This is a genomic window from Sphingomonas sp. IC081, assembly GCF_006874585.1.
Lineage (GTDB): Bacteria > Pseudomonadota > Alphaproteobacteria > Sphingomonadales > Sphingomonadaceae > Novosphingobium.
This window is the reverse complement of record NZ_CP029764.1, coordinates 1-19,413: the sequence shown is the minus strand read 5'-3', so window position 1 is coordinate 19,413 and position 19,413 is coordinate 1. Positions and strand designations below refer to the sequence as shown.

Genomic DNA, 19,413 nt, shown 5'->3' with positions numbered 1-19,413 from the left:
CGATCGGGAGCCTGTCACCCTGACCGTGGATGAAGCGGAGGCCCCGCGAACTGCGAGAACAATGCGAGACACGGACCTGAGCGATGAACAATATCGCGGCCTCCTCCACGCTATAGACCTCGCGCGGGAAAGCCTCGTTATCGCGGTGGAGATGGACGACGACATAACCGCCTTCCATCTCAAAACCGCGCTCCGTTCCCTCGACTATTCTAGGAAGCTGGTTTCCGCTTGATCTAGCGTCGAACGCTGCGGCGCTGGGCCGGTCGATCGTCTCCGATAACCGGCCCGGAACGCTTCCTTTCGCGTTCGTCGTCCAGCTCGATCCGGGGAGCCTCCCGCTCCTGCTGACGCGGGTTCTCGATCGCCGCCCTGATCTGGCGCACCACGCCTTCACGGCCCAAGCGGCTGTTCTGCTGCAAGTCGTTGAAGTCGGTGAAGCGTGCCGGGTCGGCCTGCTGCTCGCCGGGGGCGAAGGTCGGGAAGACCGGAACGCCGTTCACGGCCTGCGCCGCTTGGGTCGCCTTCTCCTTGCCGGGATTGTAGCCGAATTTCTCCAAGACGCGCTGATCGTCCTCGCCCATGATGAAAATCGGCTTGTCGGGGTAATGCTCGCGCAACGCGGCTGCGACGGCGGGAAGGTTGCCGGAATCGAACGCCGCGACGGTCGCATGGTCCACCACGCTAGAGACGGTCGCCATCGTCGCGTAGCCTTCGCCAATCATAATGCGCGGGGCCTTGTCGAGCGCGGCTAGTGCGGCCTGCGGCGTCACGCCCCCGTTGACCACATGGAAACAGCTTTCCTTGTGGCTCTCCTTCGCAAAACGCTTCGTGCCGTCTTCCTGAATATATTGCGTCGTCCAGTGCTTGCCGCTGGTGTCGATCGCCGGAAGGTGGATTGTATTATCGCTGGCGCTGGCGAGCGCGCCGATCGTCGGCGCAATGCCCTTCCTCTCCATGTAGGGCGTTGCCTGCTCGATCTGACGGCATTGCGCGGCGCGCTGCTGCACGCGCTCGGCCGTCGCGTCATATGTCGCCGTCCGTTCCCGATCGCGCTCCTCGCGCTTGGTGGCCGCCTCGGCGTTCAAGCGGGCCTTCTCCTCCTCGCTCAAGGTGTAGCCGGTGCTTTTCCAGCGCATATCCAGCCCTGAACGGTTGTTCTTGATATAGCCTGCGGGGTGGCCATCGGTGAACGCGACGTAGAAGCCCGCCGCCTCGCCTTTGCCGTCCCCCGCTGCGGGAACGCGGTGGGTCTTCCCGTCCATCATCGGGTGCCCTGCGGGAACCTCAAGGCCAAGGGATTTCATGGCGTCGGCAAACTCGACCTCCGGGCTTTTCGCCTCCTGCTGGCGCGGCTGATTGTCTATTTTCCAGCGCGCCAGCTTCTCCGGGTCTGCGCCCTCCGGCGCATACCAGCTCTTGCGCGCGGCATCCCATTTCGCGCCGTTGGCTTTGGCAAGGGTTCGTTCGCCATAAGGCACCGCCAGATATTCGCGCGTCTGTCGCGGGGTTTCCTTCATCGTATGCCCTTCCTGCGGCTGCTCCGGGGCCGTGGGGCGCTGCGCGCGCTCGCCGGGGAGCGATTGGCCTATATCTTCTGCGGGTGCCTCTACGGCGCTTGAAAGCCATTTCTGGAACGGCTCGACATTAGCGCCTGCCGGGACATACCATGATTTTTCGGCCTTATCCCACTTTGCGCCCAAGGCTTTCGCCTCGTCCTTCTCCCGATAGGGGACCGCAAGATATGTGCGGGTGGAAGGCGCTGGCGCGGCGTCCCGGTGGTCAGTCGCGTCAATGTCCAAGGATGGCGAATTGACCGCATAAAGCGGGGCCAAGCCCTGCCGCTCGCGGCGCTCATCGGCATATTGCTCCGCCTTCAAATTGATAAGGCGGGCAATCTCCTCCGGGTTCTGGTCGCGGCCATCAAAATCGCTGATCTGGTTCGGCCCAAGGGACAAGGCGATATAGCGGCGGCGCTCGCTATCGGCGGAATAGCCCGCCATAAGGTTTCGCTCGCCGTTCGGGGTTATCATCGTGCCGATCGGCCCGACGCCCTCAAATTGCCGTCGAACGGTGTGCATCGGCCCGCCACTATCAACCGGCTCCCAACCGTGCTTGTCGATCAGCGCGTGCAAAGTGCGGTCGGAATAGTGCTGCTGCGGGTCCGGTATAGAATCGCCTATGGCGGCAACGGCCCCGGCTGCGGCGGCCCATCTGTCGCCGCTATGGTCTGTCAGCCGCTCGACCGTAAACCCGGAATCATTAAGCGCCGCTGCAAGCGCCGGTCTGGCGAAGGCGGCCTTGATACGATCGTCCAGCTCCATGTTGAGGTCATCGGATATTACTAGGTCCGCTTCCTCGTTCCCATCGAAATGGGGGCCGTTCTGCCACTCCTCATAGGCTTGAACCGTCTCGGCCACGGCCGCGACCGCAAGCCGATCGCCCTCATCAAGATCATTCTGGCGCTGCTCCGGTGCCTGCTGGAAGTCTGGCGGCAAAGTCACGCGGAACCTATCAAAATCCTCGCGCGTAGCAGGCCGGATTTGATCTAGCGGACTGGCATAGAATGGCCCGTTAATCGGGTTGCGCCCGTCTATATTGCTGGCGAGGACGCCAAGCATCGTCATGCCCGGCTGCTGATAGCAAAGCGTATTCTCATTGCTGACGAAATATCGCGTATGGTCCTGCGCCTGCTCGACCTGCTGAATCAGCTTTTGTTCCAGCGCCAGAACATAGGTGTGAATCTTCTCGGCGTCCGATGCGGCGCGGACAATCTCAAGCGGGTCTTCCTCAAGGACTTTGATCCATGATCCGACATAGGCCGCGTGCTGCTCCGGGTCGTGGCCGATCTGCAATTCCTGCCCGGTTATGAGGCTCGCAATCTCGGCTCGCAATTCTTCGCGGGCATAGCCTTCCGAACCGAACGGGTGCGCCAAATCCCGGTCAAGGCGGTTGGGGTGGCCGGTCCAGTGCCCCAGCTCGTGCAGCGCCGTGGCGTAGAAGCGATCCGCGCTCGGAAACTGGCTGCGCAACGGTAAGGTGATGCTGTCGGTCGAAGGCCGGTAAAAGGCGCGGTCGCCCGCTTCTTCGGTGATTTTCGCGCCCGACGCCTGCAAGATGGCCTCGGCCCGGTCCACCGGATTCCACTCATGCGTAGTGGTGGCGATAGGTGGAAGCCCGTCGATCTGCTCGGCGTTGAACACCACGGCATAAAATGCGCGGGGCCGCTCAAGCTCGACCTTCTCTTTCCTCTGGCGGCCCTCGGCGTCCAGCACGGGCTTACCGCTCTCGTCCCGAACTACCCGTTCCTCCTCGAACTGCCAGTATTGGACAAGGGAGCCTTTCTCGCCCTTCCGCACCTGTGCGCCTTGGGCGGCGGCCTGCTTGTAGGTCAGCCAGCGATTATCAGCCCGGCCCTCGGACATGAGATTGAGGACATTGACGCCGCGATAGCGTTTCCCGGTCGTTGGATTGAACGGCAATCCGCTGCTGCCGGTTGTCTCCCAAGGCTTCTGCCAAGGGGCGGTGCCCTGCTTCAACTGCTCTATCAGCTTGTCGGCAACCCGCTGGTGAAAGGGCTTCTTCTCCTCGGCCATGTCCTCGCCCTCCCCTAGATCAATTCGCGTTGCGCGCTGCCGCGATCAATTCGCCGCGTTCCGTGGCGATCGGTGCCGCGTCACCATCAAGCCCTTCCTCGGCCTCGCGCGCGTCGGCCTCGCTCATGGCGTCCTCGACAAAGGCCCCTGCCCGCTCTGCTTCCTCCGGGTCGAACTCGACAACCGCGCCGGGAATCTCGGCGTCGGCAAGTTTGCGCGCCACCAGCTCGTCAAGGGTGGGCGCGTCCTGCGCCTTGGGCTGATCCGTCATGCTCGTTCTCCTTTGCTGAAATCGGGCTGTCCCTTGTTGTCGAAATAGGTCTGCTTGCAGCCGGGATAGGCGCTGCAACTCCACCAGAAGGCCCCCTTCTTTTTCGCGGAAGGACGCCGCACTAGGCCAGCGCCGCACGCTTGGCATTTGTGCTGCTGCGACGGCACGGGCGCGGGAGCCTTCGCCAGTTCCGGCTTGCCCGCCTTGTCGTTGGCGGTGAATTTGCAGCCGTCGGCATAGCCGGTGCAGGACCAAAAATAGCCCTTGCTCCCTTTGATCCGGCGCAGCGGCTTGGAACATGACGGGCAAGGCGGCGCGTCGATCGCTATGGCAAGGCCCTGCTCTTTCACCCGTGCGACCTCGCGGCCGACATAATCGGCCAGTCCGCGAACGAATGTCATGGTATCGCTCTTGCCCTCGGCAATCGCGCGCTGCTGTTCGTGCCAAATGGCGGTCATGTCAGGGAACTTCGCCTGATCGGGCAAGGCGTCATAGAAGGCACGCGCCTGCGGGGAACTGACGATATTCTTGCCCTTCTCGACCAAAAACCCGCGATCGAAAAGCGTGGCTATGATGCTGTCGCGGGTCGCCGGGGTTCCAATTCCGCCATGCTCACCCGCCTTCCCCTTGTCCTTCTCGATCAGGAGTTTCCTAAGCCGCTCGTCCCGAACATATTTCGCCACCCGCGTTAGGTCGGTCAAAAGCGTGGCCATCGTATAGAGCGGCTTGGGCTTGGTTTCCTGCTGGTCGGCGCTGGCCGAAAGGCATTGCCCGGCCATGCCCGACGCGATCGAACGCAAGTCGGCCGAAAGGGTGTCCTCGTCCTCGGCAATATCCTCATTACCTACATCGTTCTTATAGAGGACCGTCCAACCCGGCTTGGTCACAACCTTGCCCCGCGCGGAAAAGGCGTGGCCCGCAACCTCTATCTCGATTTCGGTCTGGTCATATTGGTTCGCGGGCCAGAACTGCGCGACATAGGCGCGCGCGATCAGCATATAGATACGCTGCTCCGGCTCTGTCAGCGCGGCAAAGTCGGCCGTGGCTTCGGTCGGAATGATGGCGTGATGCGCGGAAACCTTCTGCGAGTTGAAGGCCCGGCTTTTTATCGACGGGTCCGCGCGCTGCGCGATCGCTGCCAGCATCGGGACCGTCGCGGCGACGGCCGCCAGCACGCCGGGGGCGTCGGCGTGCTGCTCATCGCTCAAATATTCGCTGTCGCTGCGGTTGTAGGTGATAAGGCGATGCTTCTCCCGCAACGCCTGCGTAATGTCCTTCACCTGATTGGGCTTGTAGCCGAATTTCCGCGCGGCATCGGTTTGCAGCTTCAAGAGATTGTAGGGCAGCGGCGGCGCTGCCTCTTTCGCGGTGGTTTTGGCGCTGGCGATGCGAGCCGGTTGCCCCTGCACCGCCCCGGCTACGGCCGTCGCGAAATTGCGGTCGATCAAGCGGCGCTGCTCATCAACAGGGTCGCCCTCCCCGATCTGGTAACGCGCGGGGAAGGTCTGCCCGGCGAAACTGAACTGCCCCGATACCGTGTAGTAATGGCTCTTGGTGTGGGCCTCAAAATCGCGGTCGCGGCGGACGACAAGGCCCAAGATTGGGGTCTGCACGCGACCGACACTAAGAACGCCCTGAAACCCCCGCGCCTGCGCCGCGAGGGTATAGGCGCGGGTCATGTTCACGCCATAGAGCAAATCGCCCACGCTGCGCGCCTCGGCCGACGCGGATAACCCGGCATATTCGCGGTTATCCCGCATGGAGGCCAAGGCCCGCTGCACAACCTTTAGATTGTTGTCATTGATTAGCAGGCGTTGGACCGGCAACCGGCTTCCGGCCCATTGCAGAATCTCGTCAACGATAAGCTGGCCCTCATCGTCGGGGTCGCCCGCGTGAATGACGCTCCGCGCCGATTTGAGGAGTTTGCCGATCGTGCAGAGCTGGGCGCTCGTCTTGGCAACGGGCCGCTTTTCCCACGGGATGAAGCTGATCGGCAGCGCCGCCATGTTCCACGGGTCTTGCGGGTCCACTAGCTCAAGCATGTGGCCAATCGCCCACGTCACATAATGACGGCCGCAATCTATGAAGCCGTCTTGTCGCGCCCCTCCTCCAAGGCCCTCGGCAATGGCCCGCGCGAGTTCGGGCTTTTCGGCAATGACGATGATCTCTCCGCTCATGCCATCACCACGTCACTACGGGTTTGATGGAGGCGGTCACTTGCCGCGCGCTGATCGGCCCGAAATAGCGGCCGTCGAAAGAGGCCGCGCTGTCGCCAAGGACAAGGATTTCCCCATCGCCTAGCGTCCAAGCGGCATTGAGCCGGGGCAAGGCCCGCCCTGCCCCATCGGCAAGCTGCGGGGCGCTGTCGGGGACAAGGCGGCCGTTGATCCGCACGCCCTGCCCGCCAATCTCAACGCGGTCGCCTTTAGCGGCTAAAATCCGCTTCATCATTTCATAGCTTCCGCTGGGGCAGTCGCCGGGTTCGATGTAGCGCCTACGCAACGCCTCCAAAAAGGGCGGCGCTGCGGGCGGACAGAACGCCACAAGATCGCCCTTTTGCGCGGTCCCGCCCGTCGCCCGATAGACGCCTACCGGGATGCTCGGCGTAGCGTTGAAGCGAAGGCCCGCCGCCTTCGCGCCAAGCATGGCGATCATGGCCCCCGCCACGCCACAAACCGCATAGCGGCTGACCTTGGCGAAGCTCGGCCGCTTCATAGTTTGATCCTCCGGCCCCCTTCGGGCGGCTTCGGCGCGTGATTGCCCCTGATCGTGTCGCTCCGATCCGGCGCGGGAATCTTGGCGCGGGCACTAAAGGTCGGGTCTTGGAAATAGAGGGGCTGACGGCCATAGATCATGGGATAGCCTGCGACATAAATCAGCATGTCGCCCGCTTCGGAAATATCTCCGTCCGGGGTCTTCTTCGGCCCCGGCATCCTCATACACTCATCAGGCGTCAAAAGCGGGCGCTGGGTTTCCTGCACGGTCTTGGACACGGTGCCACCAAAGAAACCCCCGCCCCCGCGTCCGGTGCTTTTGGTGATTTGCTCTTTAAGAACGGTGGTCTGCCCGGTGAGTTTGGAAAGATGCTCGGCCGTCTCAACACGGTTGGGCGGATAGGCGTTCTGGATATGAGCGTTGGAGGTTATCAGCTCATCCGGCCCATAGCCGGTTTCCCGGCTCCTAAGCTGGTTGGTGTCCTGACAAATGAGATAGAATTTCAGGCCGTAGCCTGCGGCGAACGCCAAGGACTCCTGAATGATTCCAAGTTTCCCAAGGCTGGGAAACTCATCAATCATAAACAGGGCGCGGTGCTTGTAGCTCTGAACTACCCGGCCCTCCTCGAACTCCTGCTTGGGCGCAAGGATACGCACCATCATGTTGAGCATGACGCGGACAAGCGGGCGGAGCCGGTCCTTATCGGTGGGCTGGGTGATGATGTAGAGGCTAACCGGCCTCTCGCTGTTCATCAGGTCACGAATGAGGAAATCGGAAGTCGCGGTATTGGAGGCCACAACCGGGTCTTGATATAATTCTAGATAGCTCTGCGCGGTCGATAGAACCGATCCGCCCTCATCATCGGGGCGATTGAGCTGGGCGCGCGCGGCTTTGCCGACAACGGGATGATTTTTGCCGCCCGGCAAATGGCCGAACGTAAGCATTTCCTCCCAAACCTCCTGCGCGGGCCGAACCGGATCGGCCAATACGGCATCCACTTCGGCCAAGGTCGCCGCGTTGCCGCCATGCTTGGCTTTGTAGATGACATGCAGGATCACGCCTACCAGAAGCGCCCGCGAGGTCTTTTGCCAATGGCTTTCGACCCCCTTCCCGTCCGGGTCCACTATCAGCGTAGCGAGATTCTGAACGTCTGCGACTTCGTTGTCAGTCCCTACCCTGATTTCGTCCAGCGGGTTCCAGTGGGCGGAGCCGCGCGAGCTGGCCGGTTCAAATCGCATGACGATCTGGTTGGCGTGCTGCTTCCTCCAACCGGCGGTCAACGCCCATAGCTCGCCCTTCAAATCGGTGATGACGGCGCTATGCGGCCACGAAAGCAGCGTCGGGATGACAAGGCCCACGCCCTTCCCCGATCGGGTCGGGGCATAGGTTAGGCAATGCTCCGGGCCGGAATGGCGTAGATAGACCGTCTTCCCGTTCTTCTCCTGATATGCGCCAATATAGACCCCATCATTTTCAACGAGGCTGGCCGCGCGAATGTCCTCCATGTCGGCCCAGCGGGCCGATCCATGCAGATAGGCATTGCCCTTCCCGGCGTTCGATTTCGCCAGTTTGACAGCAGCGGTTATCAGGACGCCCACGCCGAAAACCACGGTGCCCACGCCCACGGCTTGCCCGAAGGCGGGTTTCAGCGCCGGAACCTCGCTCCATTTGCTGAACCATTGCAGGAAACGCCACGGGGCATAGATATGGCCCGCGTTCGGCCCCAAGGTAGCCTGATAGGCCATCTGGTGCGCGAACATCTGCGTTGCGCTCCATAAGCCTCCAAGGGCGGAACCGGCCACAAGGGCCGCCAGCAACGGGCGATTATCGCCCTTGCTTCCGCGCTCCCGCACTTGCGGCCCGATGGCTGTATTGCGCTTCTTTGCCATGCTTTGCCCTTCTCGCGGCCGTTACCGGCCGCGCCCCTTGCTTTTGACGGTGCCGTTGCTGGCAATCTCGATCGGCTCGCCAATCGCCAGCTTGCCCGCGCGGGCGGCGCTGCGCGCGTCCACGGGCAGCACAAGCATGTCAGCGCCATCTCTTAGGAGTATCAATTTCTGCCCTTCGATTTGTCGCGTCCCGGCGTAAATCAGCGGTCCATGATCGCCAGTGAACAGCCGATGCGCCGGTATATCCATTCCAATGTGACGCTTCGCATTGCGTTCCGCAATGTATTTATCCGCTGCGCTGGCCTGATCGTCGCTCACTCGCGGCCGATCGTCGTCCCGTCGCACAAGACGATCTGGCCGGGCTTTTTGGTCGTCCACGTCTGAATGAACATCACGCGGCAATAGCAAGCGACCTCGCTCGGCGTGCTGAACCACACCGAGTTGGGACAGGTCGCGCAAACTACCTCGGCTTTCGGGCGGCGGCTCTCGTCCAACGCGGCCAATGTTGGGCTTAACGGCGCGCTCGCTGGGGGCCTCGGCTCCTCCGGCGCTAGAATGTCCATTTCTGGCGGGCTGTGCGGGGCCAGCTCGAATGGCGGCGCTGCTGGCTCCTCCGCTTGCAAGGCCGGTTCCGGCGTCGGTTCCTCCGGCGCTGACGGCTCCGGGTCGGAATGTCCCGTTTCGACCTGGTGCTGTGGTGCTGGCGTCTCGTCCAGCGTCATTGACGGCGTTTCGCCCAGCAACGCCAGCGCCGCCTCTATCTCCTCGTCCAACGATTTGTCTGTCACGCGCGCGCTCCTCTTGCCTGATATTTTGACGCCGGGCCTCTAGATCGGGGTCCGCAAATGTGATGGGCATGGCCGATCGGGCGGCGGCTTCCACCACAAGGGCCTTGAATTGATCGCTGCCGCTGATCGCCAGCCTGTCGCCATAGCGTTCGTGCGCAAGCCGCAAGGCGGCAACAACGCCCTCGATCTGCGCCCCGCGCGATACATGCAGGCGCTGGCCATCATCGCGCACCGCTGCATTGGCGGTGCGATAGATGATCGTCCCGCGTTTCGTGATGTGGTCTTGCCGGATCGCTGCGGGGTGTGCTGCGCTCGGCATCGCCGCAATGTGCAGCGCATCCTTGGGAGCGGTGCGCCGTCCCTCCCGCGCGCGCAGGGCCTCAAGGGCGGTGCGGTCGCCCGCCTTGGCCTGCTCCTGTAGCCAGTCATTCCACCCGCGCCGGGAATTACGAGACGCGATGCGCTCCCGTTCCCGCCCGTGGGCGGCAACAATCTTCGCAATCGCGGCCTTGGTGGACCGGGCCGCCAGTGCGTAATTGAGGCGCTTAACAGCCGGGCCGCCACCTAGCAGCTTTATCGCCGCCCGCTTCGTCCTCCCGATGCGCTTCACCTGTTCAATGGCCGCGCGGCGCTTGGCTGCGGCCTCGGCCAGCTCGACCTTTCGGCGCGTGGCGCGCGTGCCCTGCTGGGCGCGGTAGGCAGCAAATAGGCCGCTGGTGTCGATACGGGAGGGCACGGGGCGCTTTTCATAGGTCTGTCGGGCTTTCGGTGCCCCCTCCCCTCCCCGCGCGCTCTGGAAGGCTCCCAAGCGTTTCTCTAACGCCCCTTTTGACAGCTCGCGCGCGATGGAACTGGCCTTTACGGTCGTTCCGTCCATCGCAGCGAATATCAGGCCGTTGCCGCGCGCCTGCACGGACAGGCCGAAGTCGGCCGCGATCTGGTGCAACTCGGTCCAGCTCGCGGCGGCCTTCAAGGGTTCGGCGCAATTCCGCTGCGCCCAGCCTATCAGGCTCTCCGTGCCCGCGATCTGCTCCATGTCCTTCGCGCGGTTTTCCCCGCCGCGCTGGTGGGCGTTGTGGTTGACGCGCTCCAAACCGTGACGGACCTCTAGCAGCTCGCATAGCTCGGCAAGCGTCCGATAATCCCGCAAGGGCGTATGGATCGTGTGGCGGATCGGATGAATCTTGTTGATCGCCAGATGAATATGCGTGTGGTCGGTGTCGTGATGAACGGCGCTGATCCGCTGATGCTCGGCAAAGCCCAGCCCCGCGCAAATCGTCTCCTCAATATCGCGCAAGGCTTCCGCGCTCGGACTCTCGCCGGGAGGAAACGAAATTATGAGGTGATATGTCTTGTCCGAAGCCGCCCGCTGATTGGCCGATTGGACAAGCATAACGTCCTGTGCGGCATCTTCTGGCGTCTCGCCTCGGCAGTTGGTGACAGTCACCACGCCCACGCGCTCATCACGCCCCTGCGCGCTGGTGATGTATCGCACCAACCCGCCGAAATCGCTCTTTGCGGTCGCCTTCATGGGGACGTGTTTTGCAATCATCCGCGCGGCCCTTTTTTTAGCCGCTAAAATCTTGCCGGGACCGCAAGACCTTTCGGATGATCCCGGCCAGCTCCTCCTGATTGGCCTCAATCTTGGACAGCACGCCCCGAATGATGACCGGCATCCGTTCGGGGGCCATTTCCTCCAACTTGGCGTCGTCGGTAAGCCATAGCTTCAACAGGCCGCCAAGACGGCCAAGGTCGCCATTGACGCGCACCAACTCACGCCCCTGTTCTATGTCGATTATGGGGCGCGGCTGATGCCCCAACCCAAGCACACGCAAATAGGCCGACGCGCTCAACCCGCTGGCCTGTGCGGCGGCTTCAATCGTCGCCTTGTCCTCGGCGCTGCACCATATCTTGATGTGGTGCCGCTCGCGCTTCGCCTTGGGTCTGTCGTTCAAATCACCTTCCCTTCGCTGCGGTAGCGGCGGCCTCGCAGAGCAAGAATCCCGTTGAGCGCCCCCGGCGCGAATAAGGGGAGTGATGGGGGTGTCCGCGCTTGCGTGGATGCCTCCATCACCTATCTTGCCCCGTCTTCGACGTTTAGACGCCAAATAGAAACTGTTGCTGGAACGATCATATATCGTTCACCCCCGAAAATATCTAGCGCCACACGGCCTAATCTGGCAGAAAAATACGATATAGCGGGAGTTCATCGGTTCGTGGCCGGTTTATGAACGCTTTATAGCCGATTATGCGCCGAAAAATATCGTAGGTGGAAATGACAGACAGCGGGAAATCCTTCACGGAGCGATTGCGCGAACGGGCGGCCTCACGGGAGCCGGGGGGCAAAAACCGGAACCTCGCGCAATTCCTCGCCGCTCGATCGGACATAGATGCAGCCCTTGCGGAAGGATGGCCGGTGCGCGGCATATGGGAGCTGCTGACGGAGGAAGGCCGCATTAGCTTCGGCTATGCGTGGTTCGCCAAATACGTTCGCCGGTATCGCGCGCCAGCTACCGGGGAACCGCCCAAGGCATCGCCAGCGCCCCCCTCCCCTTCCCGATCAGCAACGGCCTCGGCCGAAGCTGATCCGCCGCCCCGGCCCAAACCGGCGCGCTTCAATCACCCGGCCACTCCGAACAAAGAGGATTTGGTATGAGCAACGTCCACATAGTTTTGCAGGGCAAGGGAGGTGTGGGCAAGTCGCTCGCCGCCTCGATGCTGGCCCAATATCTGACCAAGCGAGGCGAAAGCCCGCTCTGCATTGATACCGATCCGATCAACGCCACCCTTGCCGGGTTTCAGTCCCTCAACGTGTCCAAGGTCGAGCTGCTGGAAAACGGCGACATAAACCCGCGCAAATTCGACGCCATGATGGAAATGATCGCCGGTTCCAAGGAATCGGTGGTCATTGACAGCGGCGCGAGCAGCTACAGCGCCCTATCCTCCTATATGTTCGACAACGGTGCGCCTGACGTGATTGCCGATCTGGGCCATAAGCTCGTCCTGCATACCATTATCGTAGGCGGGCAATCGCTGATCGACACGCTTCAAGGCTTCGCCTCGGTAGCCGAAGCCTTCCCCGATCCGGCTGCAATCGTCGTGTGGCTCAACCCCTATCATGGGCCTGTCGAGGCAGAGGGTAAGAGTTTTGAACAGCTCAAAGCCTACCGGGAGCTAAAGGATCGGGTCGCCGCGATCGTCACCCTCCCCGATCTGAGAAAGGAAACCTTCGGGGCGGACGTTCGGGACATGCTGGCCGCGCGCAAGACTTTTGAGGAAACGCTTGCCGATGGCGACATAGCCCTGATGCAGCGTCACCGCCTCGGCCGCGTTCGTGATGCGGTCTTTGCTGAACTCGACAAGGCTAAGGTCGTGTAATGGCCGATCACGAAAAAATCGCGGCGCTGATCGCGGAAATCTCGCGCCAGCACGGGGTCACGCTGTCCGCCGATGATCCCTTGATGATCCTGCAAACCATCAACGCGATGTTGCTGGGCGAAAGCGCCGATGCGCAGGAGGAGCAACTAAAGGCGTTCAAAAGCGAGCTGGAAGACATGAGCAATCGTTGGTCGATTGCTATCACCGACAAGGCGGAATCGGTGCTGAACGCCGCGCTGGATGCCTCGGAAGCCGCCATGAATGAACGTATGGAGGCCGCCGCGAAGGCTATCATCAAGGAAGTCGGAGAACATATCGGGACGGGGCTACAAAAGCCCCTGAACGATGGCCGGGCCGTCGCTAACCGCAATCTCCTAGCGTCGGGCCTGACGCTGATCGCGGCGCTGGTAGTGTTGGCCGCTGCCCTGTTCCATCATTGACGCCAGCGAAGGCCCCTCCCCCCCGTGGGTCGCGCTATCCCCCGTCTCTCGCCAACCCGCGCGCGAGCGTGCGGCCTGACGGTTTCCGATCGTCCGCCCCGCGCTCGACCGTCTTTTCCCTGATCTGCTCTTTCTCCCGCTCCGCGCGCATGTGCAGCTCATGCAACCGGCGCGCCTGCATCAGCTCCTCGAAATCATCGACAAGTTTCGGCTCTCGATATTCGAGTTTGGCCGCCGCGATCGTCTCCACGCGCGGGCCGTGAACGGCCATACCGTCGCGGATTTCGCGCACGGCTTCTAGCCTTACCGCGATCCGCTGCACGGCCGCTTGCGCATTGGCAATCCGGGCCTGCCATGCTTGGCGCTTGCCGGGCAGGGACAGGAAGCCGGGGGGCTGCTGCTGGATTTGCTGCAAGCGGGCGGTTTGCTGCTCCATCATGCTTTCTAGGCGGTCCTCGATCTGGTTCGCCTGCTCAACCTTCTCCTCAATGACCGTCTGTAGCTGGGCGTTATAGGTTTCCTCGGTTGGCGCGGTGGCGATAGCTGCCGTTTCCTGACTATCCAGCGTGCGCGCCTCGTCTAGCAGCCGGTCGGCATCGGCCTGTGGGTCGCCCGTTCCCTCGTCCAGTGAGAACTTGTCCGGGTCTGCAATCGGCGTGTCCTGCATGGCCGTTCCTTTAGCGGCTAAAATTTCGAGCTTGCACTATATCCGATTTTCCAGCCTACCGCGCCACAAAAAAGGCCCCGCTTGCGCGGGGCCATCAACTCGATGCTATGCGTCACTCAACGCATGTCGGGGGGAGGGTGCGGATTTGCCATCCACCAGTTCGGTTGCCCCCACGGCCCGTCTAACCATTCCCCATTTGTCAATTCGCCGCGAGTCCATATCCAATCGCAGCCCTCGCTATATGGCCGCCATGTGTCGCCGGTCGTCCATGCGAGAAGGATTTCAACACCAGATGGGGCTGTCTCGATAGGTTGCCAATCGTCGGTAGCCATAGATACCTCCAAATATTACCCCTCAAGAAGCGCGAGAAGCTGCACTTTCCCAAGATCGACCTCGGTTTCCTCGCCGCTGTCTTCATACTTGATCCACGCCACGCCATCGCGCGAGGGCCGCTTATTCAGGATCAGACGGGCAGGGCGCTTGCTATGGGAAACCTGCACAATGGCCTTTTTCAGCTTTAGCGGGTCTTCCTCTTTCGGTTCCTTCTCCTCCTCGGCCCCGGCGTCGTCACCAGCTCCGCCGTTGCCCTCATCGTCGCCCGCCTCCTCCTCGGCCTCGCCGCTCAAGCCGGACTCAAGGAACTCCTTCAAGAGCCGCACCGATCCGCGCGTAATCTCCTGATCGGCATCGGCCAGCCAGCGCGCCACGCCCTCGCTATGCTTCTTGTGGAGGCCCACAAGGTCATAGATCAACGTCACGTCCTTGCAACGCCCGCTCTGGAACGCCTTGGCGATCGGCTCCGGCAAATCGAGCAATGCCGCGTGCTGGGTGACAAAGGCCGGGGATTTCCCGATGGCCTTGGCAATCTCGCCCTTCTTTTTCCCGTTGGCCAGCTCGCGGCCGATGTAGTCGGCAATCTCGCGGGCCGTGAGAGCGTCACGCTGCAAATTCTCAATGACCTGATCGGCCTCGGTATAATCAGGGTCGATGAAGCCCGGAATTGTCACTTTCTCGGCCAACAGGGACGCGCGATAGCGGCGCGCGCCGTGGTTGATGAGATAGCGCCCCTCCACCTTGGGGTTGGGCCGAACGGAAATAGGCGTCTTCACGCCGCGCGCCCTGATCGTCTCGGCCATTTCCGCCAGCGAATTTTCGTCAAACTGCTTGCGGGGCTGGTGCGGGTCTTCGTCAATCAGCGCCAGCTCCAATTCGAGCGGAGCGCCAGAACCGCCCTCCGGGGCCGCAGGAGAGGCTAGGAGGCTCGAAAGGTCGCCCAACCCCTCCAACCCTAGCCCGGCGTTCTGCGCGGGCTTCTGCGTGGCCTTGGTGGACGATTTGCCCGCCTTCTTGTCCTCGGTGTTGTCGGCCATCGTCAAATCTCCATCTTTTCTTGAATGTGGCGGGCCATCGCTCGCATTTCCTGCGCCGCTTTCCGCGCCGAAGTCCGTTTGATCGACCAAACCGGCAAGCCCGACGCCAGCGCGTCCGCAACGCTGCTCCGGTTTCCGATCGGCGTCGGAATGACCAACTGGGGATAAGCACGGGTCAACTCGTCAAGGTGCTGCCCGTGCCGGGGATTCCGGCCATCAACCTTGCTCGGTATCATGCCAAGGAATTGCAGCGCCGGGTTCGCGCGCCGGATATTGGCGATCGTCGTCACCATCTTCTCAATGCCCTGCAAACTGTAGGCTTCAAGCTCGATGGGCGAGGCCGCAAAGTCGGCCGATAGCAACGCCGCTGCCATTCGGACCCCAAGGGAAGGGGGGGTATCTATCAGGCACACGTCAAAGCCTTCCGCCTCGATCACGGCCAGACTGCGCTTGAACGCGCCAGCAGCCGCACCGAGATCTAGTTTCTCAAGATCGGCCAACCGCGCGTCGGCGGAAAAGACAGCAATCCCCTCGGCGTTAGCCAGGTCGAATTGTGACACGGCATCGAAAAGGCCGCTCGCCAAGGCTCCGCTATCATATTCGCCAAGGGTGAAGCTGGCATTTCCTTGGGTGTCCAAGTCAATAACTGCGACCTTCAACCCCTGTTCTTTGAAGTAATAGGCAAGATGAACGGTCGTTGAAGTTTTACCAACGCCGCCTTTCTGGTTCGCTATGACAAGTGTTTTCATCGTTTGGCGTCCAATCTTTCCACCGCCTCGCGCTGCCATTGCCGCACAAGGAAGGCTTTATGTTTCGGTAAAATCGCCGTCACACGCTCGAAACCTTCGGGAACCTCGCTATGCGCGTTCCAAATCCGGTTGACCGCCAGACAAACGGCATTGCGGGACACGCCTTCGCGCTTCGCCACGGCCGATTGGGCCTCGCCGTCCACCAGAACGGCGCGCGCCATGTCGAGCGGACGCGCCGCGATATTGAGCCGTCCAGCAGCTTGCTCAAAGGCCGACGCGCTCAAGCGTTTATCCATTGCGCCTGCCGCGATTCTTCTCGCGGTATAGCTTCGGCTCATAGACGCCAAGGAAGATGTAGAGGGCGATATAGACCGCATAATAGGCGAGGAACTGCCAACCGGCATGAACATCCGGCGTGTTCCAATACCAGAGCATCCGGCAGAACTGCCAGAAGACGACAAGCGGGATGATGAAGCGCGCGACGGTCCAGATCAGGACTCCGAACGTCCAGACGGCCGCAATGACGTAATCCACGCGGTTGCCCTCCCATGCGGGTGGAGGATTGGGAAGCCGCATGACCGCAAAACGTGCGGGCAGCGGGGGAATTTTCGCCTTCATCGGAATACTCCGGTTTCGACCTTGGCGGGTTGCCCGGTCACAACCGATATAATGACAGCATCCCGAACCGTGTCAAGCCCCCGTAAAGTCTGAACGGCAATAATTTTAGCCGCTAAAATCGTCGTTCTGGTGTTCCCAAATATTTCCCAAGCCCGCAGCCGCGCACAACAGCGCCCATGCCGAATAGGGAATCTGATCGTCGCCGCCCGTCCAGCGCCGAATAACGCGGGTATTGCTCAAGCCTAGAAACTTGGACGCGCTGCCCCCTGTCATGTCCGCTGCTTTGAGGACCGCCCTTACCTCATCCGGCGTCGGCTGCTGCCACCCCTGATCGGCGGGCAATAGGCAATCTGGCCGAACATCAATCATGCGCGCGTCTGTTCCTTCGCTGGCGTTGCTCCTCATGGCGGCCGAATGAGGAATATGCCCGATAGGCAGGGAAGGGAAGGGGGGCACGCTGCCCCCCTGTGGCGCTAGTCGAGCGCGGCACCGATCGGCCCCGCTTCCGAATGTTGGGCGGCATAGGCAGATGCCCACGCATAGAGCTGGGCAAATTGATCCTCGCCGTATTTTTCGTGCATATGCCCCAGCATGAACAGGGTGGCTATAAGGCCCGCCGCGTCGGCCGAAACGTCGCCAGAGAAGCCGTTGCCGTCCCATTCCAGACGATATTGGGGCTGATCGCCGGGGGCCATGTAGAACCCGCCGTTCGATAGGGTGTAGAAATGCCAATATGCGCCCGTGTAGTCGGCGGATAGCTTGGACATATAGCCATAGGTGACGGCCTCGACCTCGATCATGCGCGCCAGCCCGAACAGCCGGGGCAGGCACATAATCCGGTCTTCTTCGCCAACCAGCACGGCGGCAATTCTCTCTCTGTTGCTCATCGGACTTCTCCGGTTTCGACCTTGGCACCATAGCCCGGCCATATCCGATATATTGGAGGTTTCCCGGTTGCTGTCAAGTTACGCTCGCCCGCCATGAAAATCTTTTAGCCGCTAAAATGGCCTCCATCGCAAGGCATATTTGGTCGCTGCCCCGCAGTTTTACAGAGTGCCGCTATCCGCGCCCCGAATGGACACGCATGTCAGCTCCCCAAATCGGAGCCTTACCCCCTTTTTGGTGTTCAAACAGTCTCAATTAAGCGTTGCGCGACTAGCGCAACTCCGCATCACCTTAGATAAATAAACTCAAGGGGAGGTTCAGAACCATTATGAGACTCACGGCTAGGCGACAACGCCATCACGGGCGCAAATGCCGTTCCATAGGCTGATTAGGGCCTCCGCTGTGGCCTTGCATGTCGTCGTCTCCCGTATGTAATCGGCCTTGCTCAACCGGGAGAGCATCCAAGCCTCATCTTCAAGCCGGTCCTGTAGGCGCTGGGCCTCGTCGTCGGGCACCGGGGCAGGGCGCTTGCGCCGGTCGAGCAATTCGAGAAGCATCCTCGGCAATTCCACCCGATAGGCATTGGAGGTCTGCTCTGATCGCGCCCCGTCCTCTGTGACGGTGTGGACGTAGCGCCGCAGGCGCGCCAGCAAGCCGATGCTGGTAAGGGCGTTCAAGGCCCTTGCGACGGTGGCCCTAGAGACGGTCGCCCATTCGGCTATCATTTCATAGCTGGGCACCACGTTGCCCCTGAAACGCTCCTCCATCCGCAACAGGGCTTGATACACCCGGATCGTGGAATTGGTGATGCTCATGCAATAGTGCTCGAACTGCGTTATCTCGCGCGGCTCGCGCCGCAGCTCCGCGCGCAGGGCGCGGCCCTTTTCAAACGCCAGATTGATCGCACGCCAGCATCCCTTGCGCGTCTTGGTGTCTCGCGCCGCGAGGAAGCCCTTTTCTACGTCGCTCCCGGCTTCCTTGCTGCCGCCGCGCACGCGGGCCTTGGTGATGTGCTTCCCGCCCCGGCTACGGTCGCCATAGGCTCGGCCGAAAAGCTGCTGGGTCAGCTCCCCGATCGCCAGCGGCCCTTTTCTTCTGGTGTCACTCATCGTCGTCCCTCCTTTGCGAAGGGCCGGGAGACAGGCAAAAAAATCCCGTTGCGCGAATCAAGCGCCCTTGAACCGAAGTCCGAAAACCGCTAAGTGGGAAATTGTCTGTAGGTTCAGTGTTGGCGCACTGTCCCACTAAGCGGTTTTGAGGGTGCCCGGCTTCGAGCCGGGCATTTTCTTATCCACTCACGGCCAGAAACTCCTGTTGCAGAAACATATCGTCCCCGATCCGCTCTAGGATCGCGTTGATTGCAGCCTCGCGGGACGTGAATCCCTTGCTGGCTTTCACCCTCTCCACGATCTCGACGGCTTTAGGGGACAAGGCCAAACTCATGCGCTTAAAGCCCTGCTCGCTCTGTGCCTTGGCGCGTTTGCGCTGGGACAGCGTGGAGGGTTTGAGTTGCGTATGATTCGCCATAATGCCCCGGCTTAAAGGACATTAAAGGTTCTGGCAATTCAGTGCTGAAAAAATATGCTGGCGACTGAAAGACATATATAGAAAAGCGGTCTGCGTTTACGTCGAAGTCCGCAGTTCAAGAGCATCAACGAGTGGCTTCTTGGGCCTACCAACTGAAAGAATCGAAGCTATAGCCTTACATTATCGAGCTACGCGCTACAGCCGTAATTTTCAAAATTGGTCGCCGCGATCTGATCGGCAATTAGCATCTTGGGGCCTGCGCTCGATCCTGCGAGCATTTACGGAATGGACGCCAAAGAGAATTACGCGGAAGCCTGATCTTGTCTCTCGCGCGTCACTTTCTTCTTTCAATCCGTTCGCTGCCACCCGTTATGCGCGCTCGCGCGCTCGGCCCGGCTCGTCCAAAAATGATGCTATAAACAATCATATTCGGCGTCATACCGCTTCCTTTCTCGCGCGCTCCGGCATATCCTCCGCAGCTACCCGGAATTTTAGCGGCTAAAACCAACCCCCTTGCGGAAGA

Annotated in this window: 19 protein-coding genes; 3 read left to right on the top strand and 16 right to left on the bottom strand. The window is 61.2% G+C overall.

Annotated elements, in window-relative coordinates; genetic code table 11:
- Positions 1 to 233: 233 nt before the first annotated feature.
- From DM450_RS23905 to DM450_RS23875, 7 genes are read right to left on the bottom strand one after another with little or no spacing between them, the layout of a single operon-like run.
- Positions 234 to 3,593: a zincin-like metallopeptidase domain-containing protein gene (locus DM450_RS23905; RefSeq protein WP_142639843.1), complete on the bottom strand. Its 3,360-nt coding sequence runs from the start codon at positions 3,591 to 3,593 to the stop codon at positions 234 to 236.
- Between the two features lie 19 nt (positions 3,594 to 3,612).
- Positions 3,613 to 3,864 carry a conjugal transfer protein gene (locus DM450_RS23900; protein ID WP_054944723.1) on the bottom strand — a complete coding sequence of 84 codons (252 nt, stop codon included), beginning with the start codon at positions 3,862 to 3,864 and terminating at the stop codon, positions 3,613 to 3,615.
- Complete coding sequence (locus tag DM450_RS23895) at positions 3,861 to 6,041, bottom strand: DNA topoisomerase 3 (RefSeq protein ID WP_086485397.1); 2,181 nt, start codon at positions 6,039 to 6,041, stop codon at positions 3,861 to 3,863. Before DM450_RS23895 ends, DM450_RS23900 begins: the two co-directional genes overlap by 4 nt.
- Before the next feature lie 4 nt (positions 6,042 to 6,045).
- A complete protein-coding gene (traF, locus tag DM450_RS23890) occupies positions 6,046 to 6,579 on the bottom strand; it encodes a conjugative transfer signal peptidase TraF (RefSeq protein ID WP_054944722.1) in 534 nt (177 codons plus the stop codon).
- A complete protein-coding gene (locus DM450_RS23885; protein WP_086485396.1) occupies positions 6,576 to 8,468 on the bottom strand; it encodes a type IV secretory system conjugative DNA transfer family protein in 1,893 nt (630 codons plus the stop codon). Before DM450_RS23885 ends, traF begins: the two co-directional genes overlap by 4 nt.
- 21 nt (positions 8,469 to 8,489) lie before the next feature.
- Positions 8,490 to 10,787, bottom strand: a complete 2,298-nt coding sequence (traI, locus tag DM450_RS23880; protein WP_242003417.1) for a TraI/MobA(P) family conjugative relaxase — start codon at positions 10,785 to 10,787, stop codon at positions 8,490 to 8,492.
- A 37-nt stretch (positions 10,788 to 10,824) separates the two neighbouring features.
- Positions 10,825 to 11,211, bottom strand: a complete 387-nt coding sequence (locus tag DM450_RS23875) for a plasmid mobilization protein (protein ID WP_054944721.1) — start codon at positions 11,209 to 11,211, stop codon at positions 10,825 to 10,827.
- Positions 11,212 to 11,531: 320 nt separating this feature from the next.
- On the opposite strand from DM450_RS23875, the gene DM450_RS26580 reads away from it, so the two are divergent.
- The 3 genes from DM450_RS26580 to DM450_RS23865 are packed head-to-tail and all read left to right on the top strand — an operon-like array spanning position 11,532 to position 13,074.
- Positions 11,532 to 11,912, top strand: a complete 381-nt coding sequence (locus DM450_RS26580) for a TraK family protein (protein ID WP_158636722.1) — start codon at positions 11,532 to 11,534, stop codon at positions 11,910 to 11,912.
- The gene (locus DM450_RS23870) at positions 11,909 to 12,634 is read left to right on the top strand and encodes an ArsA-related P-loop ATPase (RefSeq protein WP_006954191.1); all 726 of its coding nucleotides are present in this window, start codon (positions 11,909 to 11,911) and stop codon (positions 12,632 to 12,634) included. The genes DM450_RS26580 and DM450_RS23870 overlap by 4 nt, the downstream gene beginning before the upstream one ends.
- Positions 12,634 to 13,074 carry a hypothetical protein gene (locus DM450_RS23865; protein ID WP_019053940.1) on the top strand — a complete coding sequence of 147 codons (441 nt, stop codon included), beginning with the start codon at positions 12,634 to 12,636 and terminating at the stop codon, positions 13,072 to 13,074. Before DM450_RS23870 ends, DM450_RS23865 begins: the two co-directional genes overlap by 1 nt.
- Before the next feature lie 34 nt (positions 13,075 to 13,108).
- Here DM450_RS23865 and DM450_RS23860 read toward each other — a convergent pair whose 3' ends face one another.
- The 9 genes from DM450_RS23860 to DM450_RS23820 all read right to left on the bottom strand — a co-directional run bounded on the left by DM450_RS23860 (position 13,109) and on the right by DM450_RS23820 (position 18,890).
- A complete protein-coding gene (locus DM450_RS23860; protein WP_044663213.1) occupies positions 13,109 to 13,741 on the bottom strand; it encodes an IncP plasmid survival protein KfrC family protein in 633 nt (210 codons plus the stop codon).
- 347 nt (positions 13,742 to 14,088) lie between these two features.
- A complete protein-coding gene (locus DM450_RS23855) occupies positions 14,089 to 15,111 on the bottom strand; it encodes a ParB/RepB/Spo0J family partition protein (protein WP_044663212.1) in 1,023 nt (340 codons plus the stop codon).
- A gap of 2 nt (positions 15,112 to 15,113) precedes the next feature.
- Positions 15,114 to 15,860 carry a ParA family protein gene (locus DM450_RS23850; protein ID WP_006954197.1) on the bottom strand — a complete coding sequence of 249 codons (747 nt, stop codon included), beginning with the start codon at positions 15,858 to 15,860 and terminating at the stop codon, positions 15,114 to 15,116.
- Positions 15,857 to 16,144 carry a TrfB-related DNA-binding protein gene (locus DM450_RS23845; protein ID WP_006954199.1) on the bottom strand — a complete coding sequence of 96 codons (288 nt, stop codon included), beginning with the start codon at positions 16,142 to 16,144 and terminating at the stop codon, positions 15,857 to 15,859. The genes DM450_RS23850 and DM450_RS23845 overlap by 4 nt, the downstream gene beginning before the upstream one ends.
- Before the next feature lie 4 nt (positions 16,145 to 16,148).
- Entirely contained in the window at positions 16,149 to 16,478 is a 330-nt protein-coding gene (kleE, locus tag DM450_RS23840; RefSeq protein ID WP_006954201.1) for a KleE stable inheritance protein, read from the bottom strand.
- Positions 16,479 to 16,583: 105 nt separating this feature from the next.
- Positions 16,584 to 16,847, bottom strand: a complete 264-nt coding sequence (locus DM450_RS23835; RefSeq protein ID WP_006954203.1) for a hypothetical protein — start codon at positions 16,845 to 16,847, stop codon at positions 16,584 to 16,586.
- Between the two features lie 104 nt (positions 16,848 to 16,951).
- Positions 16,952 to 17,365 carry an antirestriction protein gene (locus DM450_RS23830; RefSeq protein WP_006954205.1) on the bottom strand — a complete coding sequence of 138 codons (414 nt, stop codon included), beginning with the start codon at positions 17,363 to 17,365 and terminating at the stop codon, positions 16,952 to 16,954.
- Positions 17,366 to 17,704: 339 nt separating this feature from the next.
- Positions 17,705 to 18,472 carry a helix-turn-helix domain-containing protein gene (locus DM450_RS23825; RefSeq protein ID WP_006954207.1) on the bottom strand — a complete coding sequence of 256 codons (768 nt, stop codon included), beginning with the start codon at positions 18,470 to 18,472 and terminating at the stop codon, positions 17,705 to 17,707.
- 178 nt (positions 18,473 to 18,650) lie between these two features.
- A complete protein-coding gene (locus DM450_RS23820; RefSeq protein WP_019053948.1) occupies positions 18,651 to 18,890 on the bottom strand; it encodes a hypothetical protein in 240 nt (79 codons plus the stop codon).
- Positions 18,891 to 19,413: the final 523 nt, after the last annotated feature.